Source organism: Gluconobacter albidus, assembly GCF_002005485.1.
In the GTDB taxonomy this organism is placed as follows: domain Bacteria; phylum Pseudomonadota; class Alphaproteobacteria; order Acetobacterales; family Acetobacteraceae; genus Gluconobacter; species Gluconobacter albidus.
Map to the genome: position 1 here is coordinate 1,756,698 of NZ_CP014689.1, position 19,704 is coordinate 1,776,401.

Here is a 19,704-nt window from a genome sequence, read left to right on the forward strand (position 1 = left end):
GAGGTGGTATGTAGCCAAATGGCCGGGGTCGGTAAAGCCCCTAAATGAACTTTTTTGGAGATTTTTTCGTTTTTCTTCAAAGACCTGAGAAAAACCGTCATTTTTCAGAGCTCTTCACGCCCCCGCGTTGCAAGCTGATCCACGCGTTCGTTGTTTTCGTCGCCCGAATGCCCTTTGACCCAGAGCCATTCAATCTCGTGCGGCTTTGCGGCTTCCAGAATACGCTGCCAGAGATCCATATTGGCGACAGGATCCCCTGCCGCATTCCGCCATTTCCGTCGCACCCAGCCCGTATGCCAACGGGTAATCCCATTCCGCAGATATTCGCTGTCCGTATGCAGCGTCACGATACAGGGACGTTTGAGCGCCTCCAGCGCCTCGGCTGCGGCGGTCATTTCCATACGGTTGTTGGTCGTCTCCGGTTCACCGCCCAGAAGCTCTTTTTCCTGACCACGGCAGACCAGAAGCGCGCCCCAGCCCCCAGGGCCGGGATTGGGTTTGCACCCGCCATCCGTCCAGATTTCAACCTGAGGCCGCTCCGCAGAGGCCTCAGACATGGGAAACACCTGCAAAATGGCGCAGGCGCACCAGATAAGCCAGCGGGTCCTTGCGGGTTACAAGCGCATTGGCGGGGGTGTTGATCCAGTCATACAGGCGCGTCAGCAGAAAGCGGATCGAAGCCCCCTGACACAGGAGGGGAAGCGCCGATTTCTCCGCCTCGGTCAACGGACGAACGCTCTCATAGCCCTGGAGAATGGCTACAGCAAATGACGGTGCAAACGTCTTTTCGTCACGGAAGCACCAGGCATTCAGGCAGATCGCCAGATCGTAAGCCAGAAAATCCGTACAGGCGAAATAGAAGTCGATCAGACCCGAAACCTGCCCGTTCTGGAAGAAAACATTATCCGGAAACAGATCCGCATGGATCTGCCCGCGCGGCAGCTCATCCGGTAGCGGCCATGCCGCTTGGATCCGCTGAAGCGCGCCCCGGACTTCAGCCGTCAGACCGGGAGATAATGCGTCTCCACTCTCACCACAGCTTTCGAGCAGCGGCCCCCATGCCGCCGGAGACAGCGCATTCGGACGAACGGCACTATATCCTTCGCCAGCAATATGCAGCCGGGCCAGCGCCTTGCCGAGTTCCAGACACAGCCCTGCATCGAGGTGGGTTGCAGACACACCGGGAAGAAAAGTCGTGATGGCAGCCGGACGGTCTGCGAGAGTCCGCAGCGCCGTTCCACTCCGGTCCGATACGGGAAGCGGGCAATTCAGCCCCCTGCCCGCCAGATGCTGCATGAGCCCCAGAAACCACGGAAGCTCACTGGCATTCACCCGACGCTCGAACAGCGTGAGAATAAAATCCCCCTCTGTCGTACGGAGGAGGAAATTACTGTTTTCGACACCCTCGGCGATGCCATGAAACGAGACCAAATTGCCCATCGCGTAAGTGCCAAGAAACGCCTCAAGCGTCTCGGCCGCCAGTTCCGTATAGACGGCCATGAGAAATCAGTCTTCCTCGCCAGCCAGCGGGCCGGGCAGGCGGAAATTGATGTTCTCTTCCTTGACGATCCGCTCTTCGATCTTGAGCGTGTATTTTTCGGCCAGAGCCGTCACCATTTCCTGCACGAGGCTCTCGGGAGCGGACGCACCGGCACTGATGCCCAGCGTTTCCACGCCTTCAAGGACGCTCCAGTCCAGATTCTCGAGCTTCGGCACCAGAAGCGCACGGCGCGCGCCAGACCGCTCGGCCACTTCCCGCAGGCGCTGCGAGTTGGACGAGTTGGGCGAGCCGATCACGATCACCAGATCGCTCTCGGGGGCAATCGCCTTCACCGCTTCCTGACGGTTGGTCGTCGCATAGCAGATGTCTTCACGCTTCGGCCCTTCGATGAGCGGGAAGCGTGAGCGCAGGATGTCCACGATCTCGGCCGTATCATCGACCGACAATGTGGTCTGCGTGATGAAAGCCAGCTTCGCAGGGTCTTCCGGCTGGATCGTGCGGGCTTCTTCCGCATCGTTGATGAGCGTGACGGCACCCGGCGGAAGCTGTCCCATCGTGCCGACCACTTCCGGATGGCCCGCATGGCCGATCATGAGGATGTGGAGCTGGTCCGGGCCACCGCCCGCGAAGTGACGTTCGGCCTCACGATGCACCTTCGAGACCAGCGGGCACGTCGCATCCAGATAAAGCAGGTTACGGCGCTGGGCTTCTGCTGGAACGGCCTTGGGAACGCCATGCGCCGAGAAAACGACATGTCCGTCTTCGGGGACCTCGTCCAGTTCCTCGACGAAAATGGCACCCTTGGCTTCAAGTCCTTCAACGACCGTCCGGTTATGGACGATCTCGTGACGGACATAGACCGGAGCGCCATAACGGCGAAGGGCCTCTTCCACAACACGGATGGCGCGGTCCACACCGGCACAGAATCCCCGCGGACCGGCGAGCAGAACGCGGAGGGTTGGAGGAGCGTCCACACCATCGGTGCGGGCAGGAGCGAAAGTCGTCTGTTCTGACATGGTGTTCCCCAAGCGGGCGGAGTTCGATATGTAGGACCAGTATCGACCGGATTGCCGCTCGTCGCAACGTCCGGGCCTCTTTGCCGAGCCTCTTTGTAGGAGTTTCTTCAGCTGATGCCAGCCATCCGGCGCTTCGCCTCGCCCCTGTTTGCTCCGGCTTTCGCCCTCCTGGCCCTTTCGAGTCTGGCCGGCTGCGACGAATCCAACCAGAGTTTCTTCGCACCTGCCTGTCCGGCCCTCGATATCCCGGGATCTGCAGCGGACCAGTTCGTCTATGACGGCAAGAGCGCGGATATCGGAAGCCTCGTCAGCCATGCGCAGATCACCTCCCTGTCCGGAGACTGCGAGCGGGGCCCAGAAGGACCGCACGGCCACCAGACGGTGCGCACACGCCTGAGCCTTGCCATGAACCTGACCCGGGGCCCGGCGGCGACCAGCGGTATGATCGACGTGCCATATTTCATCGTCATCATGCGGGACGGCAAGATTGTGGACAAGAAAGTCTTCACGGACACCTTCCGCTTCCCGCCCAATGTCAGCACACAGTCTGTCCGCACGGACCTTCGCCTGATTGACCTTCCCGCCACCGACAACATGGCGCAGGAAAATCCTTATACGCTCGAGATCGGGTATCAGCTGACACACGGCGAACTGGGCTATAATCGCGAGCATCTGGCCCCGGTCGCTTTCCACAGCCACACACAGTAAAATTACGTCAGGAAAAATATGCCGGGGCTGAGGCCTTAGCCCCGGCATGCAGGCACAGCGGGCTGCCCTGTGCCTGACATCATTTCGGAACAGAAACACATGGACAATCGCGAACTGACCCTCCGCGGGATTATTCTCGGAGCCCTCATCACGGTCGTCTTTACGGCAGCAAACGTCTATCTGGGCCTGAAGATCGGTCTGACTTTCGGATCATCCATTCCAGCCACCATCATCTCGATGGCCATCCTGCGTCTCATGGGCGGTGGGACCATGCTGGAAAACAATATGGTCCAGACGCAGGCTTCTGCTGCCGGTACTCTATCCTGCGTGTTTGCGGCCCTGCCGGCTCTCATCATGGTCGGATACTGGCATGAATTTCCCTATGCCATCACACTGCTGCTGACGATGGCAGGCGGCATGACGGGGGTTGTTTTCACCATCCCGCTGCGCCGGGCGCTCGTGAGCAATTCCGATCTGCCCTACCCCGAAGGCACGGCCTGTGCGGAAATCCTGCGCGCTTCTTCTCCGGAAGGCGATGCGCGAAGCCTGAAATCCCTCACCCTCGGTACAGTCGTCTCGGGTGTCGTGGCGTTTGCCACATCGGGACTGCGCCTCCTGTCGGACGGGTTTTCGGCGTCCACCGTCGTCGGATCATCGGCATTCCGTCTGAACGGAAGCTTTTCTCTGGCCCTTCTTGGCACCGGCTATCTGGTCGGCATCGGGGGCGGTATTGCGATGCTGCTCGGGGTATTTCTGGCCTGGGGCATCATGGTTCCGGTTCTGGGACATCTTTCGCCGTCAGCCACACCGCTAACCGAAGCATCGGGTCTCTGGCTGCACAAGGTCCGTTTCATCGGCGCCGGGACCATTGCGATTGCAGCGGTCTGGACACTGCTCGCGCTTGCCCGTCCGGTCGCGCGGGGACTGAAAGAAGCGCTCTCCGTCACCCATCTGGCAAACGGCGATGACAGCGATCGCGATCTGGCACCCCGCACACTGATTGCCCTGTGTGCAGGGCTGGCAGTGCTGCTGGCAGGACTGTTCAGCTATTTCCTGTGGCCCGTCATGCCGCATGGCGGCGCTCTGGGCACACTGGTCGTTCTGGGACTGATCGCCTGTTTCGGGCTGGGCTTTCTGGTCGCCAGTGCGTGCGGCTACATGGCCGGTATCATCGGGTCGTCGTCGTCACCGATATCCGGCGTCGGGATCATCGCCATCATTGCCATTTCGGTTGCCCTCTGGGGGCTGGAAAGCAGTGGCGTCCTGACGGTGGAACAACGCCCGATCGCCATTGCGTTCGGATTGTTCGTCCTCTCCGCCATCACCGCCTCGGCCGCCGTCTCCAACGATAACCTTCAGGACCTCAAGACCGGTCAGCTCGTCGGCGCAGCGCCCTGGAAACAGGAAGTTGCCCTGCTGATCGGCTGTGCCGTTGGCGCGATCGTCATCCCTTGGGTGCTTCAGGTGCTGTATCAGGCCTACGGCTTCGTGGGCGCCATGCCACGCACGGGCATGGACCCGACGCGCGCACTTGCCGCACCACAGCCCGCCCTGATGGCCGCCATTGCAACCGGCATCCTGACGCATCAGCTTGACTGGCTGATGCTGGAAATCGGAGCAGCGCTTGGCGTCTGTCTGGTCATTCTGGATATCGCGCTACATCGCCGGAACCTTGCGCTCCCGCCTTTGGCCGTGGGGATGGGCATCTACCTTCCGGCGGATGTCTCGGTCACCATCGGGATCGGTGCGGGGCTTGGCTGGCTGTTACGTCGTTTCCCCAAGGACCAGGGAACAATGATCGCTTCAGGCTTCATTGTCGGAGAAAGCCTGATCGGCGTGGCCCTTGCCGCAATGGCGGGCGCCACGGGAAGTTCCGAGACACTGGCGCTTCCCGTCCCGGCCCTGCTGAATGCCGGGCTGGGCTGGGCGGTGTTCTGCGGTGTTTTACTCTGGTTCGGACGTCAGGTCAGACATTCAGAGTAAAAGCCTGCTTTTAGAAAAACGTCAGATCAGGCCTTGACCCACCACTGCACAGGTTCCTGCTCGGCAACCTCGGCTTGTGGCATCTCCACGACTTGCGGAGCGGCCTCCTTGCGGGGGCGCCCAACCGGGCGCGGGGTGCGGCGTGCCGCTTCGGCGGCCTGCTCGCGCGCCTGATGAAGCGACGCCTTCAGTGTCTGGATCGTGTCCTGATTCTCGCGTAGTTCGCGGTTCAGTTCGCTGATCTGGATTTTCGCATGAGCTTCGCGTGTCTCGAACGCCTTGAGCTGGGCCCGGACATCCGTCAGGCTCCGCTCGGCTTCTTCCCAGCGACGCTGTTCACGCTTGACCGACTGACGCAGGCGCTCAAGTTCTTCCTGATCATCCTGTCCGGCATTGCGTGCCGCAATCCCACGACCGCCCTGATGTTCGACCACGACCTGTCCGTCACGCACGAAGCGGCGACGGCGTTCAGCGGTTGGGGGAACCGGTCGTGATTTGGGAGTACGGGAGGACGCTCCAGCACCGAGACGGGCAAGAGCCTGTCGCAGTTTATCTTCTTCGTTAACCTGATGCTCGTCCTGCATTCTGTATTCTTCAACCAATATGATATTTATGGATTTTCCCCTGCTGAACAGGCCTGCCGAAAGGCAGAAAAGCTGACCGGATTTGAACCCGCTCAGCAGCCACATGTCCTGACAAGGATATGAAAAGTCGACTCGTCTGGAAGAACCCCAGCGTTCTGACGAAGATTTTCTAGCACTTCACGTGCATTCTGTCATCAGGGCAATAAGCGGATATTTATATTTTCTTCTGATTCCAGCGTCCCGGCGACCAGAGAATATCCGTTTCACCATGATTGTTGGCATGTCGCGCAAGAACAAAGAAGTAATCGGACAATCTGTTCAAAAAACGAAGTCCGTCTGCCGGTCTCTGCTCCAGTACCGCCACACGTCGTTCGGCCCGGCGCGCAACGGTGCGGACGAGATGCGCCTGCGCCGCGACAGGGCTGCCACCTGGCAGAACAAAGCTTCTGAGTTCCTGCTGGTGACGGCGCAGATCCTCAAGACGGACTTCCAGCCATGCAATGGCCTCCGAGGGCAGGCTGGGGGTACGTTCTGGGTCAGGCAGGCACAGGTCCGCACCAAGATCGAACAGGCAGGACTGGATCTGACGGATTTCGTCTTCAAGCACAGCCATCCGGAAATCCTGCACCATCGAACAGCACAGAATTCCCAACTGGGCATTTAGTTCGTCCACAGTCCCCATCGCCTCGATCCGGTCTGAAGACTTGGGGACGCGTGTACCGTCCCCAAGAGACGTCTGCCCCCCGTCTCCACCCCGTGTCACGATCCTGTCGATGCGGATAGTCATGACCTGCCTATACCCTCCGCGCTATTTTCAGCGGCTTCTTTTGTGCTTCGCGTGATGACCGATGCTGCGATTGCCCATCAGGTCGCGGGCGCGGGACGTGTGATCCGTCAGCATCTTGTCCGTGTCCTTGGCAAGGGTCTTGATGTCCGGCGAGCCGCCCGAAGCCTGAGCCGTCGCGATGGCCTTGCTCAGATCCGGTGTCCGGATACTGACGATATCGCGCAGGAACATACGATCAAACGCGGCACCGTAAAGATGGGAAAACGACTCGACATGTTCCTGATCGGCCGCGTCAATCTTGGCGGCAACCGTCAGATTGGCGTCTGAGGCGATCTTGGCGACGGCTTTCTGATTGGTCGTGTAATCACCCTGAACGGTCGAGCCGAATGCTTTTACCACGTCACTGTTGCTATGGGTCGCGGCCAGCGTCGCAATAGCGATCTGGGTCTGGTCCATCTCGTCCACCTGCTGGAGGAACGCCGCATCTGCCGTCGTCAGCTTGTAGGTCGAAGCGACGCTCGGCAGCGCCGGCGCCGGAGGGGCATCGGGAGCATTACAGGCCGCAAGACCGGCCAGAAGGCCCGCAGACAGACACAGGCGGAGATACGAAACAGTCATCGAAGCTTCCTTTTTCAAACGCGCCTACCCTGAAAAGGCAGGCCGCGACAGACTGACAATGCACTCATGACAGTCTCTCATTCGCTGTTCAGACAACACATGATACATTCACGGCATGTCCGCAAACCCCATCCAGCCCGGCACGTCAGTTCTGCTTCGGGGCAGTTTCGTTTTCGCTGCCCTGTCCGCCGCGTCCGGCGTCATGCTCGGCGCCTTGTCCGCCCATCTGCCGGACCGGCTGTTTGCCGTTCCGGGTGGCAGGGCCATGCTGCATTCCGCAGTCGAAATCCAGATGTGGCACGCCCTCGGACTGTGCCTGCTTTCCCTGAACGCCGCGCGCCTGTCTCCCCGGTGGATCCGCATGGCGTGTCTGTGCATGGCGATCGGCATGGTTCTGTTCTGCGTCCCCGTCACGCTCCTCGCGCTGTTTGACCTGAAGCTGGGCCCCGTCTCGATTGGCCGGATCGCGCCTTATGGCGGGACAATGCTCATACTTGCGTGGTGTCTGGCAGCCGTTTCCGCCCTGCGGGTCAGGCCCGGTTTTTTCTGAGTTTCCGAAAGATCAGGAAGCCAACGGACTGGACAGCAAGCGCCAGCAGAAAACAGGCAACCATGATTCCGGTCAGGATCAGTTGCTCGCGTCCAACCCCCGATTCAATATGAAACAGGCTGTAGAGTTCCTGCCAGACGGACGTTCCAGCGATATGCTGCGCAGCTTTGATGGCCGGTTGCCAGAAACGGAAGACCGATGCGAAAGCAAGCGTCAGCGCCACGAGGACTGCAGTCCGGATCAGGGTTTCCGTAACACTGACTTCGCGTGGAGATGCTGCTTGCGGGCGGGGTACTGCTTTTTTCAAACGCATGACCTTTCCTGAAAATTGGGCTTTAATCATCTGTTCCTGTCATTCTGCGTTATGGCATGCAGAGGACAACATCAATGAAAGCCTTTTTCATGAACCGTTCCCTTCTTGCCGCCGGCCTTGGTCTGGCCCTGACTGCAACCCTTCCGGCACATGCCGCGTCCACAACGCCAGCAGTCCCTGCCCCCAAACTGACCGAAACATCCGCTCCTCCCGTCGCCGAACCCTATCCTGACACGGCTGTGGCGCACGAGCAGGTGGAACAGGCCTTCGCGCTCGCGCAGAAGACGCATCGCAAGGTTCTGCTCGATTTCGGTGGCAACTGGTGCCCGGACTGCAAGATGCTCAGCGGCATTTTCGCGCTGCCTGACGCGGCACGCTGGCTGGACAGCCAGTTCGTAGTGGTGCCGGTCAACGTAGGACGCATCAACACCAATCTCGATCTGGCAGAACGCTATGGCGTGACCATCAAGTCTGTCCCGACCGTCATTATCGTTACCCCGGAAGGCCATGCCCTGAACGGTGACGGCTCCAAGGCGCTTGGCAATGCCCGCAGCATGTCTCCGCAGGCTGTCCTCGACCTCATTTCCGACTGGAACAAACGCGGATAAGTCCCTGAGGCTCCGGTTTTTTCCGGAGCCTCATCTCATCTTCAGAGCGCGAGCACCTGCTCGGCTTCATGAACGACTTCAGCCAGAACATCGGCTTCGAACGGAGAGGTCAGCCCTGCTTCGGACACAAGTTGTGCAAATGGCTTGGAGCCTCCCTCGGCACAGAGCCTGCGGTAAACTTCCAGCGTCCCTTCCCGGTCAAGACGAGATCCCAGCCACAGTTGCAGCGCACAGCACTGCGCCAGCGCGTAGTCGATATAATAGAACGGCAGCCGGTAGATATGAAGCTGGGCCTGCCAGCGGCCACCCTTTGCAGGATAGGCCAGATCGCCCCAGTCCCGCCAGGGCATGTAGAGTTTTTCAAGCCGCTGCCAGGTCTGATGCCGCTCTTCCGGCGTCATGTCCGGATGGGCATAAATCTCGTGCTGGAAGTGATCCACGCAGACGCCGTACGGAAAGAACGACAGCGCATCAATCAGATGCATGCGCCGATACCGTTCTGCCGCACCATCCTCGACCAGGTCTCCAATCTGCGGCCAGCTCAGGAATTCAAGGCCCATGGAATGGATTTCTGCCGCTTCCATGGTTGGCCAGAGCTGGTCGATCCACGGCAGCTCACGGCTTTTCCAGTTCTGGAACGCGTGGCCCATTTCGTGGGTGAAAACGCCGATATCGTTATGGGTGCCGTTAAAATTGGCGAAGATATACGGTGTCCCAACCGTCGGAAAAGACGTGCAGAAGCCACCACCTGCCTTTCCCTCGCGGTTTTTCAGATCGAGATACCCAAGATCGCGCATCTGGACATAGAAATCCGCCATTTCGCCTGAAGGATCGAGGTCGCGGAACATGGTTTCAGCGCGCGCCACCAGCAGGTCATGATCACCTGCGGGCTCGGGGTTGCCTTGAAGGTCAATCAGGGCTTCATCCCATGCCATCACCTTGTCCCAGCCCATTTTCAGACGACGACGCTCCATGAGCGCACTGATCAGGGGCGTGACATACGCCAGAACCTTCTCCCGAAAGGCTGCGACCTGTTCAGGGCCGTAATCCGTTCGACGCATCCGGCGATACCCGAGTTCGATATAGTTCTCGAAACCAAGGGTTTTCGCCATCCGGTCCCGCAGAGCGACCAGTTTGCCGTAAAGGGCATCCAGTTCAGCGCCGTTCTGCTCGAAAAAATCCCAGCGCGCCTTCTCCGCCGCATGACGGACATCCCTGTCCATACCCTGAAGATAAGGCACCAGCCCCGGCAGGTTCAGAACTTTGCCATCGAAAGGAATTTTCGCGGCCGCCAGAAGGGCCGTGTATTCTCCAGAAAGACGGGCTTCTTCCTCAAGATCTGCACTGATGCGCGGATCAAACGTGGTCGTATCGGCTTCCCAGAACCGCACCACATGCGGTGTTACGATGGCTTCGAGGCCAGCGCGGTCAGGATCGGCCAGCAGGCGCTTTTTGACCGTCACCTCATGATCGGTCGCGACCGGAGATAAGCGGTCCGCATAATCCCGATCGGCCTTGGCCGTCTCATCCTGCGTATTGCGCGAGAACTGGAGATGCACATGCGAGGCCCAGGACTCATACTCGCGACGGACGGCGTCAAAAGCCTCCAGCGCCTCGACCCGGTCCCCGGCATCAAGCAGCGATGCAATGACATCGTAGCGCGTTTTGAGCAAGTTCTCGTCAGGCCGGGGGAAAGACAGTTCGGAAAAGGGAGGGATTGTCTTCGTCATGATCCAATTCTGACATTCCCTCGCTTCGGCGTCCATGCCCTGCCGCGGCTCCTGTCAGACGGGCCGGATAGCGCCCACGAACTGCGCAATACGGCGACAGGCTTCTCCCAGCTGTTCATCAGACGCCGCAAAGGACAGACGAAGATACGGACTGTATCCAAAGGCCGAACCCGGAACGGTCGCGACATGCGCCTCTTCGAGAAGGGCCTCCGCAAACGCCACATCCGTATCCAGAAGACGCCCCTCTCCGGATGTTCTGCCAATCAGGGCCGCGATCCCCGGATAGGCATAAAACGCACCTTCCGGCATGACGCAGGTCAGTCCGGGCACGTTCTGCAATGCACCAACGACCAGAGCCCGACGGCGCTCATACGTCGCCAGCATCCGTGCAATTCCGTCAGTATCCCCATCCAGAGCGGCAACCGACCCGGCCTGTGCAAGCGTGCAGACACCAGATGTAGAATTGCCCTGAACGGCAATCATGGCTTGGATCAGTGGTACGGGACCGCAGGCAAACCCGACACGCCACCCTGTCATGGCATAGGCTTTCGCCATGCCGTTCACGATCAGGATCCGGTCCGCCAGATCAGGCGCGATGTTCAGCAGAGAGAGATGTTTACGGCCGTCGAATGTGAGATGCTCATAAATCTCGTCGCTCATCACGAGAACATGCGGCGCCTCGCGCAGCACATCTGCAATGGCTTCCAGATCCTGTCGTTCCAGGATGGCGCCCGTCGGGTTATTCGGGAAATTCAGAACCAGCCATTTCGTACGCGGCGTAATGGCGTCGCGGATGGCCTCCGGGTCCGGACGAAAGCCGTCCTCTTCCCGACAGAGGATCTCGACCGGAACCCCACCCAGCATCCGGGTGATTAGCGGATAGCTTACCCAGTACGGCGCGGGAATGATAACCTCGTCGCCAGCTTCCAGCGACGCCATCAGCGCATTGAAAATAATCTGTTTGCCACCATTCGCGACCATGATCCGACTGGACGCAACGTCCAGATCGTTATCACGCCCGAACTTGCGGATGATGGCGTCGATCAGCGGTTTTTGTCCGGGAATCGGAGGATACCCGGTATCCCCGGCCTTTGCGGCCGCATAGGCGGCGTCAATCGCCTCTGGCGGCGACGGAAAGTCCGGCTGCCCCAGAGCGAGCGAAATGACATCCGCCCCCTGTACCCTCAGTTCGCGGGCGCGGGCAGCCATGGCGATCGTTGCAGGCCGGGGCAGGTTTGCAAGGCGTGATGCGATGGTAAAACTCATGAAAGACCCTGACAGAAATTCTGGATCCGGGTGCAGGCCTCAACCAGGAGTTCCGTGCTGGTGGCATAGGAAATCCGGAAATATCCCGGCGTCAGAAACGCCGTTCCGTGCACCGCCGCAACGCCGGTTTCTTCCAGAAGAGCCGTTACGAAAGCCTCGTCACTATCAATCAGGCGGCCGCCCTTGGTGGTCTTGCCCAAGACGCCCGCAATGGACGGAAAGGCGTAAAACGCCCCTTCAGGAAGAGCACAGCTCAGACCGGGCGCATCATTGAGCATACCAATCACCAGATTGCGCCGCTCCTGATACACCTTCACCATATCCGAAATGAAGTCCTGAGGACCGGACACGGCTTCCTGCGCTGCCGCCTGCGCGATAGAACAGGGATTGCTCGTGCTCTGTCCCTGAAGCTTGATGAGCTGTTTTGTGAAGTCCACCGGGGCCGCTGCAAATCCAATCCGCCAGCCCGTCATGGCATAAGCTTTGGACACACCATTCATCGTCACGGTGCGGGAACGCAGCCGCGGCTCAACCTGCACGACGGTCTTGGCCACAGCACCATCATACAGAAGCTTGGCGTACATATCGTCGGTCAGGATCCAGATGTCCGGATAGTCCAGCAGGACATCCGTCAACTCCTTCAGGGCGGCCTCATCATATGCTGCCCCCGTCGGATTGCACGGTGAATTGAGGCAGAGCCATTTCGTCCGGGGCGTGATGGCTGCGCGAAGCTGTTCTGCCGTCAGGCGAAAGCCATTTTCGGGGTCAGTCTGGACAATGACGGGCGTCCCATCGGCCAGTGTTACGATGTCGGGATAAGACACCCAGGCAGGGGCTGGAATGATGACTTCATCGCCTGCATTCAGGGTCGAGACCATGACGTTGTAGATAACCTGCTTGCCACCCGTGGAGACGCAGATTTCTTCAGCCTTGTAGTCCAGATCAAAGTCGGCGTTCAGACGGGCCGCGACAGCCTTGCGCAGTTCGAGCGTCCCAGGAACATCCGTATATTTTGTCTTGCCGGCCTCGATCGCCCGGATTGCCGCACGCTTGATGAAGTCAGGAGTATCGAAATCCGGCTCACCTGCGGAAAGGCTGATGATATCGCGGCCCTGAGCCTTGAGGGCACGAGCTTTCTGGGTCACGGCAATCGTCTGACTGGGAAGAATACGGTTCAGACGGTCGGCAATAAAGGACATGACAGGGTTCCGGATCATTTCGATGACGCGATCCTAGGCATGTTCCAACAGTTTTGACCACAGGCAGCCGGGCTGCGATCAACAAAAAAGGCGCCTTCCCTAAGGAAGGCGCCTGATATGTGTCAGACAGGTCCCGTAAAAGGTCAGGCGAGCTTTTCCATCTCGCGCAGCACGGCCTGTCCCATCATTTCGGTTCCGACTCGAGCCATGCCGGGAGACATGATATCCCCGGTCCGCAGGCCCGAAGCCAGCACGTTCGACACCGCCGTTTCAATCAGATCGGCATCCTCGGCGCGATTGAGCGAATAACGCAGCAGCATTGCAAAAGACAGGATTTGCGCCAGCGGATTGGCGATCCCCTTGCCTGCAATATCCGGTGCGCTGCCATGAATCGGCTCGTACAGAGCATTGCGCTTACCATCGGCGCGAACCGGGCCAAGCGTTGCGGAAGGCAGCATTCCGAGCGAACCCGTCAGCATCGACGCCAGGTCGGACAGAATGTCCCCGAACAGGTTGCCCGTTACAATAACGTCGAACTGATTCGGGTCACGCACGAGCTGCATCGCGCAGTTATCGGCCAGCATATGCGAAAGCTGGACGTCGGGATATTCGCGCTTGTGAATGTCGGTCACGACCTCCTTCCACAAAAGGCCACTTTCCATGACATTGCACTTTTCGACCGAACACACGCGGTTGTCGCGCTTGCGGGCCAGGTCGAACGCCACGCGAGCCACACGCTCGATTTCGGACGTCGTGTAAACTTCCGTGTTGATACCGCGACGGGAGCCATCGGGCAATGTCTCGATGCCACGCGGCTCACCGAAATAGATGCCACCAACCGTCTCGCGAACGATCATCAGGTCAAGCCCGCGCACCACTTCAGGCTTCAGCGCGGAGGCGTCAATCAGGGCATCGAACAGCTTGGCCGGGCGCAGATTGGCGAATAGTTCAAGTTCCTTGCGGAGCTTGAGGATCGCAACTTCCGGGCGCTTGTCGAACCCGACATGGCTCCAGGCCGGATCCCCCACAGAGCCAAACAGAACCGCATCAGCCTTGCGGGCCAGTTCAATGACCTCATCGCGGATCGGCACGCCGTGTACGGCAAGCGAGGCTGCACCAACGAGTTCTTCCGTGATTTCAAGCTTCAGTCCGCGATGCGCACTCATCCAGTGCACAATCCGCGCAACTTCGCGCATGACTTCCGGGCCGATTCCGTCTCCGGCCAGAACCAGAAGCTTGTGTGCGTCGCTCATTTCACAGTCCCTATGGTAATTGACGGCACCCACGCACGGCTGGGGCGATGTTCGAAGCTGCTGATTTCGGCATCATGCGCCATGGTCTGACCGATGTCGTCCAGCCCTTCCAGCAACATGTGGCGACGGAACGGATCGACCTCGAACGCGATGGTCTCGCCATTCGGACGTACGATGACCTGACGCTCCAGATCTACTGTCAGACGCGAATTCGAACCCTGACGGGCATCGTCCATCAGTTCGTCGCAGATCTCGCGAGGCAGCGGGATCGGCAGAATACCGTTCTTGAAGCAGTTATTAAAAAAGATATCGGCAAAGCTGGGCGCGATCACGCAACGGATGCCGAAGTCCAGCAGGGCCCAGGGGGCATGTTCACGCGAGGAGCCACATCCCAGATTATCATAGGTAATCAGGATTTCGGCATGCCGGTACGGCTCCTGATTGAGCACGAAATCCGGCTTTTCATTGCCATCGGCGTCATAACGCTGGGCGGCGAAAGCATTCTTCCCCAGACCGGTCCGCTGAATGGTCTTGAGGAAGCGGGCGGGAATGATCTGGTCCGTGTCGATGTTCTCGGTCGGCATGGGCGCCGCAATGGCGGTGAGTTCCGTGAACTTGTCCATCAGACGGTTTCCTTTACCAGTTCACGCACATCGCACAGATGCCCCCTGACAGCCGCCGCCGCCGCCATGGCGGGCGAACAGAGATGCGTACGGCCATCCGGGCCCTGACGGCCTTCAAAATTGCGGTTGGATGTCGAAGCACAGCGCTGGCCCGGTGTCAGACGGTCCGGGTTCATCCCCAGACACATCGAACAGCCCGCCTCACGCCATTCAAAACCGGCATCCAGGAACACCTTGTCCAGTCCTTCGGCTTCAGCCGCATGCTTCACCAGACCAGAGCCGGGAACGATCATGGCCCGAACCCCCTCGGCAACATGTCGTCCGCGCACCACGTCCGCCGCAGCGCGCAGATCTTCCAGACGGCTGTTCGTGCAGGAACCAATGAACACGACATCCACGGGCGTCCCGGCAATCTTCTGCCCGGCTTCAAGCCCCATATAGTCCAGCGCACGCTGGATCTGGGCGGCACGGGCCGGATCCGCAACGTCCGACGGAGAAGGAACGGAACCGTCGATCGGCAGCACGTCCTGCGGGCTGGTGCCCCATGTGACGGACGGAATGATCTCTTCAGCAGCGAGCGTGACTTCGGTATCGAAATAGGCGCCTTCGTCAGACGCCAGACTGCGCCAGTAGTCACAGGCCTGATCGAACGCCTCACCCTTCGGGGCAAACGGGCGGCCCTTTACATAAGCGAAGGTCGTCTCGTCAGGAGCGACCAGACCCGCACGCGCACCGGCTTCGATGGACATGTTACACAGCGTCATACGCCCCGCCATGTCCAGATCGCGGATCGCGGATCCTGCAAATTCAATGACATGCCCGGTGCCGCCAGCGGTGCCAATGCGCCCGATGATGGCCAGCATGATGTCCTTGGCCGTCACACCGGGGCCGACCTTGCCTTCAACCGAGACACGCATATTCTTCGCGGGTTTCTGCAGGATCGTCTGGGTCGCGAGCACATGCTCGACCTCGGACGTGCCGATCCCGAACGCCAGCGACCCAAGGGCGCCATGCGTTGACGTGTGGCTGTCGCCGCAGACGATCGTCATGCCCGGCAGAGAGATGCCCTGCTCCGGCCCGACAACATGCACGATCCCCTGAGAGGCGGAACGCAGCGGAAAATAGGGAATGCCGAATTCGGCAACATTCTTCTCAAGCGTTTCGATCTGGAGGCGGCTTTGCGGCTCCTCGATCGGCTTGGAACGGTCGGACGTGGGGACGTTGTGGTCCACCACGGCCACCGTGGCATCCGGACGGCGCACGCGACGCCCGGACAGCCGCAGACCTTCAAAAGCCTGCGGACTTGTCACCTCATGAACGAGGTGCCGGTCGATGTAGAGGATGCACGTCCCGTCCTCGAGACGTTCGACGACATGATCGTCCCAGATCTTGTCAAAAAGGGTTCTGGGCGAATTGGTAACGGGCATCCTGTCTCTACTCCGAACGGTTTAGGAAGCGGCCTTGCTGTCCGCCTTCGGCAGATCGCGGGGACGCTCGGCAATACGGGCGGACTTGCCCGAACGGCCACGCAGATAATACAGCTTCGCGCGACGGACCTTACCGCGACGCACAACTTCGATGCTGGCGATCGACGGTGCGTACAGCGGGAACACGCGCTCGACGCCTTCACCGTTGGAGATCTTGCGAACCGTGAAGTTGCTGTTCAGGCCCTTGTTGGAACGGGCGATAACAACACCTTCGAAGCTCTGAACACGCTCACGCGTGCCTTCGACAACGCGGACGCCAACGCGGACCGTGTCACCTGCAATGAACTCGGGAACAGCGCGGACGCCGGAAAGACGCTCGATCTCGCGCGCCTCATACTGCTGGATAATGTTCATGACCAAACTCCTGAAAACAAAACTTCAATGGACCTGCTGTCGTGCCAGATACGCATCCCAGAGGTCCGGGCGGCGCGCCTTCGTGACGGCGATTGACTGTTCATGGCGCCAGCGGGCGATGGCACCATGGTTGCCGGAGAGAAGAATGTCGGGCACGTCCCGCCCGTCCCACACTGCCGGCTTGGTGTACTGTGGATATTCAAGAAGCCCTTCGGCGAAGCTCTCGTCCAGACCGCTGACATCCGACCCCATGACGCCGGGAAGAAGACGGACGCATGCATCCAGAAGAGTCAGGGCAGGAATTTCCCCCCCTGACAGTACGACATCGCCCATGCAGAGCTGTTCGATATCGTGCTTTTCCAGAACGCGCTCGTCCACGCCTTCAAAGCGCCCACAGAGAACGACGACCCCCGGTCCGGACGACAGGCGCTCCGCATCTTCATGCGACATGCGCTTGCCCCGTGGCGTCGGGTAGACGACCGGACGGCCATTCAGCGCGGGAAGCGCCGAGAGGGCCGTATCCAGAACGTCTGCCCGCATCACCATGCCGGCTCCGCCACCGAAAGGCGTGTCATCGACGGCCCGGTGACGTCCCAGTCCATGCTGGCGCAGATCGTGCGCTTCGCAGGACCAGATCCCCCGCTCCAGCGCCCGGCCCGCAAGGGAGAACCCCAGCGGCCCCGGGAACATGTCGGGGAAAAGGGTCAGGATGTCCGCGCGCCAGCTCATGCCCGCACCTGGACCTCACCGGAGAGATCCCCCTCGACCTCGACTTCAACAGGAGGGACAAGAACCACTTCCCGTTTCGCAAGATCCACATGGGGAACACAGGCCAGCGTGAACGGCACGATCAGACCACGATCCACTTCGAGGCTGACGCCTGCGCCGTAATCGTGAACCACCGACACCGTCCCGAGAACTTCTCCGTCTTCCGAGACAGCCGTCATACCGATCAGATCGGCATGATAGAATTCGTCGTCTCCGGTTTTCGGAAGAACGGTCCGCGGAACATACAGCTTCGCATTGACCAGACGTTCGGCGGCCGTACGGTCAGGAAGATCCTGTCCGTCGGCGTCCGTCAGTGCAGCCACGCCTGCCGAAATCCAGCGGGCCGTCCACGCCCTGCCCTGCCCGTCATGCAGCACGCCCAGCGTCTCGACCGAAGCCGGATCATCTGTGGCAGCATGAAGATGCACCAGACCGCGGACACCGTGCGGACGACCGACGGTGGCAATCAGGACATCGCTGTCAGGGTTGAAGCGGGGCACGTCTCGGGCTTCCTGAAAAGCGGCTCAATCAGGCCGCGGCAGCAGCGGCGGCAGCCTTGGCGCGTTCCTGAGCCTTCGCCTTCGGAGCGGACTGCTTGGGCTGCTCGTTGTAGGTCGGCTTCGGAGCTAGGCCTGCATTACCGAGGAAGCGGGCAACACGGTCCGTGGCGAGGGCGCCGTTGGACAGCCAGTGCTTAATGCGCTCGTCAACGAGACGAATACGGTCGGCGTGATCGGCCGGCAGCATCGGGTTGTAGGAACCGACCTTCTCGATGAAACGGCCATCACGCGGGCTGCGGCTGTCAGCAACAACGATGTGGTAGTAGGGACGCTTCTTGGCACCTGCACGTGCAAGGCGGATCTTGAGGCTCATGAAATACTCCTGAGAGACAGACTTGTAAAAACGGGACGGATCAGACGAAAGGCGGGCGTCCACCGGGTTTCCCCCCAGGACCGCCCATGCCCTTCATCAGATCCGCCAGACCTCCTGCACCACCCATGCCGCGCATCAGGCCACCCAGGCCCATCTTGCTGATGCGTTTCATCATGGTGGACATGTCGTTGAACTGTTTGAGCAGCCGGTTGATCTCCGGAACCGTGGTTCCCGAGCCTGCCGCGATGCGCTTCTTGCGGGACGCCTTGATGATGTCCGGCGTTTTGCGCTCCTGCTTCGTCATCGAGGAAATGATGGCCTTGTGACGCTTGAAGATCGACGTATCGAGCTCCTTGTCACCCAGCATATCCTTGATCTTTCCCATCCCCGGCATCATGCCGAGAATGCCGGAAATCGAGCCCATGCGGTTGATCTGGTCGATCTGGGAGACATAGTCATCCAGATCGAACTTGCCCGCGAGCATCTTCTTGGCGACGCGCTCGCCTTCCTCGTGATCGAGGGTTTCGGCGGCACGCTCCACCAACCCTGCGACGTCGCCCAGGCCGAGGATACGGCCGGCGACACGCTCGGGATGGAATTCTTCAAGTGCTTCGAGGTTCTCGCCCGAACCGGTCAGCTTGATCGGCGCGCCCGTGATGGCCTTCATGGACAGCGCCGCGCCACCGCGGGCATCACCGTCCATCCGGCTCATGACGACGCCGGTAATCCCGACGGCTTCGTTGAAGGCCTTCGCCGTGTTGACGGCGTCCTGACCCGTCATTGCGTCGACGACCAGCAGCGTTTCGGCCGGCTTGGTAAGCGTGCGGATTTCCCGCACTTCATCCATCAGCGCTTCGTCGATGGACAGGCGGCCTGCCGTATCGAGAATGACGACGTCATAACCTTCAAGACGCCCGGCCTCGAGGGCACGTTTCGCGATCTGGACGGGGGACTGACCAGCAATGATCGGCAGGGCCTGAACACGCCCCGTCTTGGCGTTGACGCGCTCGGCCAGCTGCTGGAGCTGGAGCTGCGCAGCCGGACGCTGGACGTCAAGGCTGGCGAGAAGGACTTTCTTGTTCTCACGACCGGACAGACGCAGGGCAATCTTGCCCGACGTCGTGGTCTTTCCGGAACCTTGAAGGCCCACCATCAGCACCGGAACCGGCGGATTGGCGGACAGGTTCAGCGGCACGGCCCCTGCCCCGCCCAGTGCGTCGATCAGGGCATCGTTGACGATCTTGGCAACGGCCTGCCCCGGAGAAACGCTTTCCAGTACCTCCTGGCCAACAGACCGTTCACGGACCTTGTTGACGAAGTCCCGCACCACGGGCAGAGCAACGTCTGCCTCCAGCATGGCGAGACGCACTTCACGCATGGCCTCGGTGACATCAGCCTCCGAGAGCTTCCCGTTCTTGGAAAGCCCTTCGAGGACACCGGACATCTTGCCTGAGAGTTGATCGAACAACGGGTCACCTTAAAA

At 60.1% G+C, this 19,704-nt stretch carries 22 protein-coding genes; 4 read left to right on the forward strand and 18 right to left on the reverse strand.

Translation table 11 applies throughout. The features are described from left to right. Nucleotides 1–104 precede the first annotated feature (104 nt). Genes rnhA through ispH form a run of 3 tightly spaced genes read right to left on the reverse strand, consistent with a single transcriptional unit; the run spans nucleotide 105 to nucleotide 2,517 of the window. Nucleotides 105–557, reverse strand: a complete 453-nt coding sequence (gene rnhA, locus A0U94_RS07965; RefSeq protein WP_062109710.1) for a ribonuclease HI — start codon at nucleotides 555–557, stop codon at nucleotides 105–107. Beyond that, a complete protein-coding gene (locus A0U94_RS07970; protein ID WP_077803031.1) occupies nucleotides 550–1,500 on the reverse strand; it encodes a homoserine kinase in 951 nt (316 codons plus the stop codon). Before A0U94_RS07970 ends, rnhA begins: the two co-directional genes overlap by 8 nt. 6 nt (nucleotides 1,501–1,506) lie before the next feature. Next, entirely contained in the window at nucleotides 1,507–2,517 is a 1,011-nt protein-coding gene (gene ispH, locus A0U94_RS07975) for a 4-hydroxy-3-methylbut-2-enyl diphosphate reductase (RefSeq protein WP_062029505.1), read from the reverse strand. Nucleotides 2,518–2,631: 114 nt separating this feature from the next. Between ispH and A0U94_RS07980 the strand changes: the two genes are divergently transcribed. Further along, nucleotides 2,632–3,225, forward strand: a complete 594-nt coding sequence (locus A0U94_RS07980; protein WP_062029506.1) for a hypothetical protein — start codon at nucleotides 2,632–2,634, stop codon at nucleotides 3,223–3,225. Nucleotides 3,226–3,324: 99 nt separating this feature from the next. Further along, complete coding sequence (locus A0U94_RS07985) at nucleotides 3,325–5,208, forward strand: OPT family oligopeptide transporter (protein ID WP_077803032.1); 1,884 nt, start codon at nucleotides 3,325–3,327, stop codon at nucleotides 5,206–5,208. Nucleotides 5,209–5,234: 26 nt separating this feature from the next. Here A0U94_RS07985 and A0U94_RS07990 read toward each other — a convergent pair whose 3' ends face one another. From A0U94_RS07990 to A0U94_RS08000, 3 genes are all read right to left on the reverse strand, one after another. Further along, nucleotides 5,235–5,792 carry a hypothetical protein gene (locus A0U94_RS07990; protein WP_062109811.1) on the reverse strand — a complete coding sequence of 186 codons (558 nt, stop codon included), beginning with the start codon at nucleotides 5,790–5,792 and terminating at the stop codon, nucleotides 5,235–5,237. Nucleotides 5,793–6,006: 214 nt separating this feature from the next. After that, nucleotides 6,007–6,579 (reverse strand): cob(I)yrinic acid a,c-diamide adenosyltransferase, encoded by a 573-nt coding sequence (locus A0U94_RS07995; protein ID WP_077803033.1) that lies wholly within the window; start codon nucleotides 6,577–6,579, stop codon nucleotides 6,007–6,009. 27 nt (nucleotides 6,580–6,606) lie between these two features. Continuing rightward, nucleotides 6,607–7,197 carry a DUF4142 domain-containing protein gene (locus A0U94_RS08000; protein WP_077803034.1) on the reverse strand — a complete coding sequence of 197 codons (591 nt, stop codon included), beginning with the start codon at nucleotides 7,195–7,197 and terminating at the stop codon, nucleotides 6,607–6,609. Nucleotides 7,198–7,312: 115 nt separating this feature from the next. Between A0U94_RS08000 and A0U94_RS08005 the strand changes: the two genes are divergently transcribed. Beyond that, nucleotides 7,313–7,747 (forward strand): DUF423 domain-containing protein, encoded by a 435-nt coding sequence (locus A0U94_RS08005; RefSeq protein ID WP_062029510.1) that lies wholly within the window; start codon nucleotides 7,313–7,315, stop codon nucleotides 7,745–7,747. Here A0U94_RS08005 and A0U94_RS08010 read toward each other — a convergent pair. Further along, nucleotides 7,728–8,060, reverse strand: coding sequence for a hypothetical protein (locus A0U94_RS08010; protein WP_077803035.1), 333 nt, complete (start codon nucleotides 8,058–8,060; stop codon nucleotides 7,728–7,730). The genes A0U94_RS08005 and A0U94_RS08010 overlap by 20 nt on opposite strands. Before the next feature lie 89 nt (nucleotides 8,061–8,149). On the opposite strand from A0U94_RS08010, the gene A0U94_RS08015 reads away from it, so the two are divergent. Beyond that, nucleotides 8,150–8,668 carry a TlpA family protein disulfide reductase gene (locus A0U94_RS08015; protein ID WP_231865292.1) on the forward strand — a complete coding sequence of 173 codons (519 nt, stop codon included), beginning with the start codon at nucleotides 8,150–8,152 and terminating at the stop codon, nucleotides 8,666–8,668. A 41-nt stretch (nucleotides 8,669–8,709) separates the two neighbouring features. Here the strand turns inward: A0U94_RS08015 and A0U94_RS08020 are convergent, their stop codons facing one another. The 11 genes from A0U94_RS08020 to ffh form a co-directional block, all read right to left on the reverse strand. Beyond that, nucleotides 8,710–10,398, reverse strand: a complete 1,689-nt coding sequence (locus A0U94_RS08020; protein WP_077803900.1) for a M3 family oligoendopeptidase — start codon at nucleotides 10,396–10,398, stop codon at nucleotides 8,710–8,712. A gap of 54 nt (nucleotides 10,399–10,452) precedes the next feature. Further along, on the reverse strand, nucleotides 10,453–11,664 hold the full coding sequence (locus A0U94_RS08025) for a pyridoxal phosphate-dependent aminotransferase (RefSeq protein WP_077803037.1): 1,212 nt from the start codon (nucleotides 11,662–11,664) through the stop codon (nucleotides 10,453–10,455). Then, the gene (locus A0U94_RS08030; protein WP_077803038.1) at nucleotides 11,661–12,863 is read right to left on the reverse strand and encodes a pyridoxal phosphate-dependent aminotransferase; all 1,203 of its coding nucleotides are present in this window, start codon (nucleotides 12,861–12,863) and stop codon (nucleotides 11,661–11,663) included. The genes A0U94_RS08025 and A0U94_RS08030 overlap by 4 nt, the downstream gene beginning before the upstream one ends. Nucleotides 12,864–13,006: 143 nt before the next feature. Beyond that, nucleotides 13,007–14,116 carry a 3-isopropylmalate dehydrogenase gene (gene leuB, locus A0U94_RS08035; RefSeq protein WP_062029522.1) on the reverse strand — a complete coding sequence of 370 codons (1,110 nt, stop codon included), beginning with the start codon at nucleotides 14,114–14,116 and terminating at the stop codon, nucleotides 13,007–13,009. Beyond that, entirely contained in the window at nucleotides 14,113–14,739 is a 627-nt protein-coding gene (gene leuD, locus A0U94_RS08040) for a 3-isopropylmalate dehydratase small subunit (RefSeq protein ID WP_062109733.1), read from the reverse strand. Before leuD ends, leuB begins: the two co-directional genes overlap by 4 nt. Further along, nucleotides 14,739–16,166 carry a 3-isopropylmalate dehydratase large subunit gene (gene leuC, locus A0U94_RS08045; RefSeq protein ID WP_077803039.1) on the reverse strand — a complete coding sequence of 476 codons (1,428 nt, stop codon included), beginning with the start codon at nucleotides 16,164–16,166 and terminating at the stop codon, nucleotides 14,739–14,741. Before leuC ends, leuD begins: the two co-directional genes overlap by 1 nt. Nucleotides 16,167–16,187: 21 nt before the next feature. Then, complete coding sequence (rplS, locus tag A0U94_RS08050) at nucleotides 16,188–16,580, reverse strand: 50S ribosomal protein L19 (protein WP_041110658.1); 393 nt, start codon at nucleotides 16,578–16,580, stop codon at nucleotides 16,188–16,190. 24 nt (nucleotides 16,581–16,604) lie between these two features. Beyond that, nucleotides 16,605–17,309, reverse strand: coding sequence for a tRNA (guanosine(37)-N1)-methyltransferase TrmD (gene trmD / locus A0U94_RS08055; protein WP_077803040.1), 705 nt, complete (start codon nucleotides 17,307–17,309; stop codon nucleotides 16,605–16,607). Further along, a complete protein-coding gene (rimM, locus tag A0U94_RS08060) occupies nucleotides 17,306–17,848 on the reverse strand; it encodes a ribosome maturation factor RimM (protein ID WP_077803041.1) in 543 nt (180 codons plus the stop codon). The genes trmD and rimM overlap by 4 nt, the downstream gene beginning before the upstream one ends. A 28-nt stretch (nucleotides 17,849–17,876) precedes the next feature. After that, nucleotides 17,877–18,221 carry a 30S ribosomal protein S16 gene (gene rpsP / locus A0U94_RS08065; RefSeq protein ID WP_062029531.1) on the reverse strand — a complete coding sequence of 115 codons (345 nt, stop codon included), beginning with the start codon at nucleotides 18,219–18,221 and terminating at the stop codon, nucleotides 17,877–17,879. 40 nt (nucleotides 18,222–18,261) lie between these two features. Further along, complete coding sequence (ffh, locus tag A0U94_RS08070) at nucleotides 18,262–19,689, reverse strand: signal recognition particle protein (RefSeq protein ID WP_077803042.1); 1,428 nt, start codon at nucleotides 19,687–19,689, stop codon at nucleotides 18,262–18,264. Nucleotides 19,690–19,704: the final 15 nt, after the last annotated feature.